Annotated in this window: 6 protein-coding genes, 1 tRNA gene and 1 pseudogene; 6 read left to right on the top strand and 2 right to left on the bottom strand. The window is 42.1% G+C overall.

Annotated features, from left to right (window positions below):
* Positions 1–203: 203 nt before the first annotated feature.
* Together O9332_RS28235 and O9332_RS23360 are read left to right on the top strand one after the other, a co-directional pair.
* Positions 204–383: pseudogene (locus O9332_RS28235) on the top strand (type II toxin-antitoxin system RelE/ParE family toxin); the annotation flags it as partial.
* Between the two features lie 17 nt (positions 384–400).
* Positions 401–1,606, top strand: coding sequence for an aminotransferase class V-fold PLP-dependent enzyme (locus O9332_RS23360; RefSeq protein ID WP_288027636.1), 1,206 nt, complete (start codon positions 401–403; stop codon positions 1,604–1,606).
* Here O9332_RS23360 and O9332_RS23355 read toward each other — a convergent pair.
* Entirely contained in the window at positions 1,575–2,351 is a 777-nt protein-coding gene (locus O9332_RS23355; RefSeq protein ID WP_002759676.1) for an RNA polymerase sigma factor SigF, read from the bottom strand. The two genes, O9332_RS23360 and O9332_RS23355, sit on opposite strands and share 32 nt — an antisense overlap.
* A gap of 465 nt (positions 2,352–2,816) precedes the next feature.
* Entirely contained in the window at positions 2,817–3,893 is a 1,077-nt protein-coding gene (gene ruvB, locus O9332_RS23350; protein ID WP_002759675.1) for a Holliday junction branch migration DNA helicase RuvB, read from the bottom strand.
* A gap of 23 nt (positions 3,894–3,916) precedes the next feature.
* On the opposite strand from ruvB, the gene hisF reads away from it, so the two are divergent.
* From hisF to O9332_RS23330, 4 genes are all read left to right on the top strand, one after another.
* Entirely contained in the window at positions 3,917–4,681 is a 765-nt protein-coding gene (hisF, locus tag O9332_RS23345) for an imidazole glycerol phosphate synthase subunit HisF (RefSeq protein WP_002759674.1), read from the top strand.
* Between the two features lie 314 nt (positions 4,682–4,995).
* The gene (locus O9332_RS23340) at positions 4,996–5,196 is read left to right on the top strand and encodes a hypothetical protein (protein WP_002796074.1); all 201 of its coding nucleotides are present in this window, start codon (positions 4,996–4,998) and stop codon (positions 5,194–5,196) included.
* Between the two features lie 118 nt (positions 5,197–5,314).
* Positions 5,315–5,387 (top strand) — tRNA-Ala (locus tag O9332_RS23335).
* Between the two features lie 308 nt (positions 5,388–5,695).
* Positions 5,696–6,793, top strand: a complete 1,098-nt coding sequence (locus O9332_RS23330; protein WP_288027634.1) for an AI-2E family transporter — start codon at positions 5,696–5,698, stop codon at positions 6,791–6,793.
* Positions 6,794–6,894: the final 101 nt, after the last annotated feature.

Genomic DNA, 6,894 nt, shown 5'->3' with positions numbered 1-6,894 from the left:
AATCCTTATCTGGCAAGAGATTTAATTGATTAGTTCGCTCCAGATCGCAAACAATTGACAAAAATTGCGGCAATGTCTGTCTCTATAAAGGTTTCATTCTTTATAACCCCGTCCATTGCATAAGACAAACCGAAGAACCTTACTTTGCTAGTAATAATGTGGAAGCTGGTGAGATTTTTTTTTAAGAATTTAATCGCAAGTGTCAGCAATTAGTTTTATTCCCCCAAAGTGGTAAAAGCTATGCTTATATCCCTAAGGATTTAAGAGAATTATCCTTAAAAAACTATATTGTTTTTTATCGTGTCTTAGGAGAAGATATTGAAATTCTTAGAGTTATTAGTGGTCGTCGTAATTTCTCAGCTATTTTTTCTAGTTCTGAATAATTTTAAATTAATTCAATATGTCCAAAAACTCTTGGTTAATTCCCGATGATATTTATTTTCTCAACCATGGTTCCTATGGTGCAACCCCTAGAATAGTCTTGGATTATCAGCAACAATTGCGGGAACGAATGGAAAGACAACCTTTAGCATTTTTGGGGAGAGAATTAGAGGGTTTATTAGATATTGCTAGGCAAAAATTAGCGGATTTAGTGGGAGTAAATAGCGATGATTTAGTCTTTGTTCCCAATGCAACCACAGCAGTGAATGCGGTGTTAAATTCCTTAACTTTTCAGGAAAATGAGGAAATTCTGATCACCGATCAGACCTATAATGCTTGTGCTAATGCAGTTAAACATATAGCTAAAAGATGGGGTTTAAAGGTAATTATCGCTAAAATTCCCTTTCCTGTACAGTCCCCTTTAGAAATTAGTCAAGCAATTTTAGCATCTGTTTCTCCCCAGACAAAATTAGTAGTTTTAGATCATGTCACCAGTCCCACGGCCTTAATTTGGCCAATCGCAGAAATTGTGCAAGAATTAAATAATCTGGGCATTGATACTCTCATCGATGGCGCTCATGCTTTAGGTTTTTTACCCCTTAATATCGCGGCAATTAATCCCACCTATTATACTGCTAATTGTCATAAGTGGTTATGTAGTCCCAAGGGGGCTGCTTTTCTCTATGTGCGCGGGGATAAACAGGCAATAATTCGACCTTTAACTATTAGCCATGGAGCGAATTCCCCTCCACAAGATCGCTCCCGTTTTCAGTTAGAATTTGCTTGGATGGGAACCGATGATCCCACCGCTTATTTATCAGTGCCAAAAGCGATCGAGTTTTTAAATTCTCTCTCTATTGATGGTTTACTGGGTCTGATGGCGAGGAATCGTAATTTGGTTTTAAAAGCCAGAAATTTGCTTTGTCATGCCTTAGAGGTCAATTATCCCTGTCCAGAATCAATGATCGGATCAATGTCTTCAATTCTGATTCCTAGTTATGCTTGGGCAGCAGAAGATTTATCTAGACAACTGTGGGAAAAATATCAGATTGAAGTGCCGATAATTCCTTGGGGAGAAGCATCATTAATTGTGAGGATTTCTGCTCACTACTATAATTCGATCGAGCAGTATGAATATTTAGCTGGGGTTTTAAATTACTTGCTATTGCGGCCGTATCAAACCGATAATTGGTCTAAAATGCTTCTTGGATCATGGTTTCCTTGAGCATTTCTAAACCCTTTTTCACCCGACGGGAGACGGTAACGACACTAATGCCTAATTGTTCGGCGGTTTCCCGTTGAGTAAGATCCTTAAGGAAGACAAATTCGAGAATATGACGGGTTTTTTCTTCTAATTGAGCCAGTGCCTGTTGTAAACGAATGCGATCCTCTTGACAAAGTTGAAAGCTGCGATAACGGGGATCGGGAACGAGGTCTTTTAAACAAGTATTATTATCTTCATCGTTATTAACCGTCACATCGAGACTGAGGGGTTCACGGTTTTGGAAAGCCAGTTTTACCTCTTGCCATTCTTCGCTCGAAATATTTAAAGCGCGGGAGATTTCCGTATCATTGGGTTGACGATTGTGGATAGTCTGGAAATCCCGACGCACATTTGTCGCTTGTCTGCCTAAATCTAACCAACGACGAGGAATACGAACTGTATAACTTTTATCGCGCAGATGGTGTTGAATTTCGCCGCGAATATAGGGAATAGCGAAGGAGCTAAAAGCATGACCTTTGCTGCTATCAAAACGCTCGATCGCCCGAATTAGTCCCATAGAGCCAACCTGCACTAAATCTTCGTAATTTTCATGGCATTGATTAACCCAATGATGAGCTTCCCTTCTGACTAATCCTAGGTTTAACTCCATAATTTGATCCCGTAACTTATTATCTCCCGTTTTTTGGTATTTTTGAAACAGGGTAAGAGTTTCCAGTTTAAGATTTTCTTTATTTAGGACAGACATAGGGCGCTAACAGACTTAAAAAATATTGACTATAAAAGATCACTATTGTGCAATTAGCTTTGACCAATCCCAATACAGTCTAGATGAGAAGCGGTAAGCAATGTCAACAATGTAACTTACTACGATCATGATGATACGACCTTTATATAAAGACTTGTGTGATTTGACGCGGTCGACCAAGTATTTAAAGACACAGATAAGCTGAAACCCAGGTAATTAGGGTTGGCTGAACAGGTTGTTTCTAGAGACAGGGTGTGGGGTGTAGGGTGTGGGGTGTAGGGTGTGGGGTGTAGGGTGTGGGGTTTTATCGATTTTCAGGTGGTCAACTACCTAATTTTCAGGGAAAAAGTCCCTGAATTTTCCTCCCGATCCCCGCAATAGCTGGCACTTTTTGAGGGGAAAAAAGTCTAAGAGTCTTAATCCAACAAGGTTTTCAGATTTATTCAGCCAGCCCTATCTAGAAAACTACAACTCAAACAAAGGTAAACTCCGATCCTTATTTTTCGGCAATTTCGCCAGTAATCCTAAATGTTCGTAGGCGGCTGACGTCACTACGCGACCCCGGGGAGTACGATTAAGATAACCTATTTGTAATAAATAAGGCTCGTGTACCTCCTCGATCGTCTTGGCATCTTCTCCCGTGGCTGCCGCTACCGCTTCCAATCCCACGGGTTTACCTTGAAACTGTTGGATCATCGTCTTTAATACTAATCGATCGGTCCAATCTAAACCCATAGAATCTACATTTAATTGATTTAATCCCTCAGCGGCTAACTGGGGGCTAATCATAGTTTCTCCCTTCACCTGCACATAGTCGCGTACTCGTTTTAATAAACGATTGGCAATGCGTGGAGTTCCCCGACTGCGACGGGCAATTTCGATCGCACCCGCTTCAGTAATGGGAATATTAAAAATAGTAGCACTTCTGAGAATAATTGCCGTCAATTCCTCAACTGTATAGAAACGCAGACGTTGAATCATGCCAAAACGATCGCGTAAAGGGGAAGTTAAAGAGCCAACTTTGGTAGTAGCACCGATTAAAGTAAAGGGAGGTAAAGAAATACTGCGAATTTTCGCTGCTTGACCCTTACCAATCGTCACATCCAGCCGATAATCCTCCATCGCTGGGTATAATAACTCCTCCGTCACCCGATTCAGTCGATGAATTTCGTCGATAAAAAGAATATCCCGGGGTTGAAGATTGATCAGGATGCCGGTAATATCCCGGGGACGCTCTAAAGCGGGGGCGGCGGTAATGCGGCAATTTACTCCCATCTCGGCCGCTAAAATTAAAGCCATGGTGGTTTTTCCTAACCCCGGCGGTCCGTAGAAGAGTAAATGATCGATCGCTTCTTGTCTAGCTTTGGCCGCGGCGATGGTGACTTTTAGATTAGCCTTTAAGTCCTGTTGACCGATATAATCCTCTAGGGATTGCGGACGAATCTGCGCTGCTGCTTTTTCCGTTTCTTCTATAGTGGGATTGGGAGTGAGCAGATTTTCCTCGGCAGCCGGGGGGGAATTGTGCGATCGTTTGATGGCCATTGTTACAATCAAGAGTCTAGGATATGTTAGCGAAGCGGATTTTGCCTTGTTTGGATGTCAATAAAGGTCGGGTAGTTAAAGGGGTTAATTTTGTCAATCTTCAGGATGCTGGCGACCCCGTGGAGTTAGCCCGCTTGTATAATCAGGCAGGGGCCGATGAGTTGGTTTTTCTTGATATTACTGCTACCCATGAAGATCGCGACACGATTATTGATGTAGTCTATCGTACGGCGGAACAGGTTTTTATTCCTCTGACAGTGGGTGGCGGTATCCAATCCTTAGAAAATATTAAAAATTTGTTAAGAGCCGGGGCCGATAAAGTCAGCATTAACTCGGCTGCCGTGCGCGAGCCGAAATTGCTCGATCGAGCCAGCGATCGCTTTGGGAAACAGTGTATTGTGGTGGCGATCGATGCTAGACGACGTAAGGATGGGCATAACCCCGGTTGGGAGGTTTATGTTCGGGGTGGACGCGAAAATACGGGTATTGATGCTTTATTATGGGCGCAAGAAGTGGAAAAACGCGGGGCGGGTGAGTTGTTAGTTACCAGTATGGATGCTGACGGCACGCAAGCGGGTTACGATCTGGCCTTGACAAAAGCGATCGCAGAAAGGGTGGAGATTCCTGTGATTGCTTCGGGAGGAGCGGGTAATTGTCAGCATATCTACGAAGCATTGACGGAAGGGCGGGCAGAAGCAGCTTTATTGGCTTCTTTGCTCCATTATGGTCAATTAACCATCGCTGAGGTCAAAAATTATCTGCAAAATCACCAAGTCCCCGTGCGTTAGCTAGGGAAAATGAGAGCAAGATTTACAGAACTTAATCTGGTGATTGAGTCGCTTTTCCTGGAAAAGGATTTCTTCAGGCTGCAACCCAAGAAGAGCAAGGTTTAGACCTAAGCTAAGACACATTTTAACCCCTTACTGTTGCCTCTTGCCTAATCTCAACAAGCAATTTAAATTCCCGGGCAGTTTATTACCTAAAATGTCGGATGAATGCCCCGATCGAGAAACCGGCAAAAATCCCTGTTTTTAACTTCAGTCCGATTATCCCTGGGGAAAATTATGTATTAGAATAGATGAAAGTTAACAAAATTTAAAATATGTTAGTTCCGATTCTCATCTTTGACCTCGGTCTTGTGGCTTGGTCATTGCATCTGATGCAGCAAGCGTTCGACAAGCAAGAGTTTTCCTTGATGCTGGCGGGAACCTTGGTGGCAGCAGCGGCAGCAGCTATGTTAGTAGTTTATTTCCTCATGGGTCACTGTTTAACCTATTTAACCCAAATTCCGGCTCCTGTCTAAATGGGGGCGATTGTTTCACTCTTGTGGATGAGCGATCGTCTTGGCAGTGACAAATTTTTTTCTCGCCCCCCCTTGACAAAATGATTCTATTTAAGCTATATTCAAAAATGGTCTTCGCGGGGTTATAGCTCAGTTGGTAGAGCACCTCAATGGCATTGAGGGGGTCAGCGGTTCGAATCCGCTTAGCTCCATACAGTTAGGATAAGAGTTTCAGGGTTGCTTGGACCAGAAAAGTAACGAGGAGATGCTAGATTGAAAGAGGATTTCTGGTTAGAAAAGTCTCTTTTTACCTCGATACTCTCTCAGGACAAAATTAATGAACCTCTTGCATAATTAATTTTTGAGGGTTCAAAAAAGGCAAAAACAAGGATTAAATTACATAAAATCTGTAAATAGACCGTTTAATTGATTATTATTCATTCTTAATTCTCCTGACTACTAACTCCTGACTCCCGACTCCTAACCCTAACAACAATTTTTGATTTTTACAAGAGGTCTAATGATAGAGCTTTTTAAGCAACTACCTCGTTGGTTGCGGCTAAGTCTAGTTTTTCCGCTCTTATTTCTCAATGGTTGGTTATTATTCCAATTATTTAGCTATCTAGAACCCTTAGTTAGTATTTTTGTCACTGCTAGTTTACTAGCTTTTGTCCTAGATGTTCCCATCAAACTGCTGCAAAGACGCGGGGTTAATCGCAGTGGTTCGATCGCTATTGTCTTTTTAATTGCCCTATTAATTTTGATTGTTTTAGGTTTAATTTTAATTCCCCAGATTGTCGAACAATTAAGCAGTTTAATCAATAGTTTGCCCCAGTGGATCGAGTCGGGAACCGAACAGATACAAAATTTAGAAAAGTGGGATAAAACTCAGAAATATGCGATTTATATCGAGCAATCAATCACCCAGTTATCGGAGCGACTAACCAATGTTTTACAAACTCTTAGCACTCAATTACTAAGCTTTGTGCTGGGAACTATCAACAGTATCCTAAACATTCTATTTGTTCTGGTTCTCACCGTCTTTCTTGTTCTCTATGGCGAACAAATTTGGGAGGGAATTTTAAGCTGGATTCCTGCTCCCTGGAATCTCAAATTAAGAACGATTATTCGTCAAACTTTTGAAACATATTTTGCTGGTCAAACCATTTTGGCAGGAATTCTCAGCCTTGCTCAAATTTTTGTTTTTGTGATTCTCAAGGTTGATTATGCCCTATTATTCGGGGTGGCGATCGGTCTAACTACATTAATTCCTTTTGCCAGTGCCTTTACCATTATTGGCATTAGTACCCTACTGATGTTTCAAGATTTTTGGTTAGGGTTAAAAGTTTTGACCCTGACTATTATTGTCGGTCAAATTAATGATAATGTCATCGCCCCTCGGTTAATGGGAGGTATGATCGGACTTAATCCCGTCTGGATTATTCTATCTCTTTTTATCGGTGGCAAAGTGGCAGGAATTCTCGGTTTATTGATAGCAGTTCCCATCGCTAGTGTGCTGAAAAGTACCATCGATATCATCCGCTCGCAGCAGCGGGAAAAAGAACCAGTAGTTTTCCTAGAAGAAACGGTGAAAAATTTCTCAGAGGAGAGCAAATAATAAAAAATCCTCTTTAAAGGGACGTGGGGTGTGGGGTGGGGGGTGTGGGGGGTGGGGTGTGGCGGGTCGCGAGTGTGGGGTCGGGGGTGGCGTGTGGGCGG

It is taken from the genome of Microcystis sp. LE19-10.1B (assembly GCF_027530565.1).
Classification (GTDB): Bacteria; Cyanobacteriota; Cyanobacteriia; order Cyanobacteriales; family Microcystaceae; genus Microcystis; species Microcystis aeruginosa.
The sequence above is the reverse complement of the archived record's forward strand: the minus strand, read 5'-3'. Positions and strand labels throughout refer to the sequence as shown.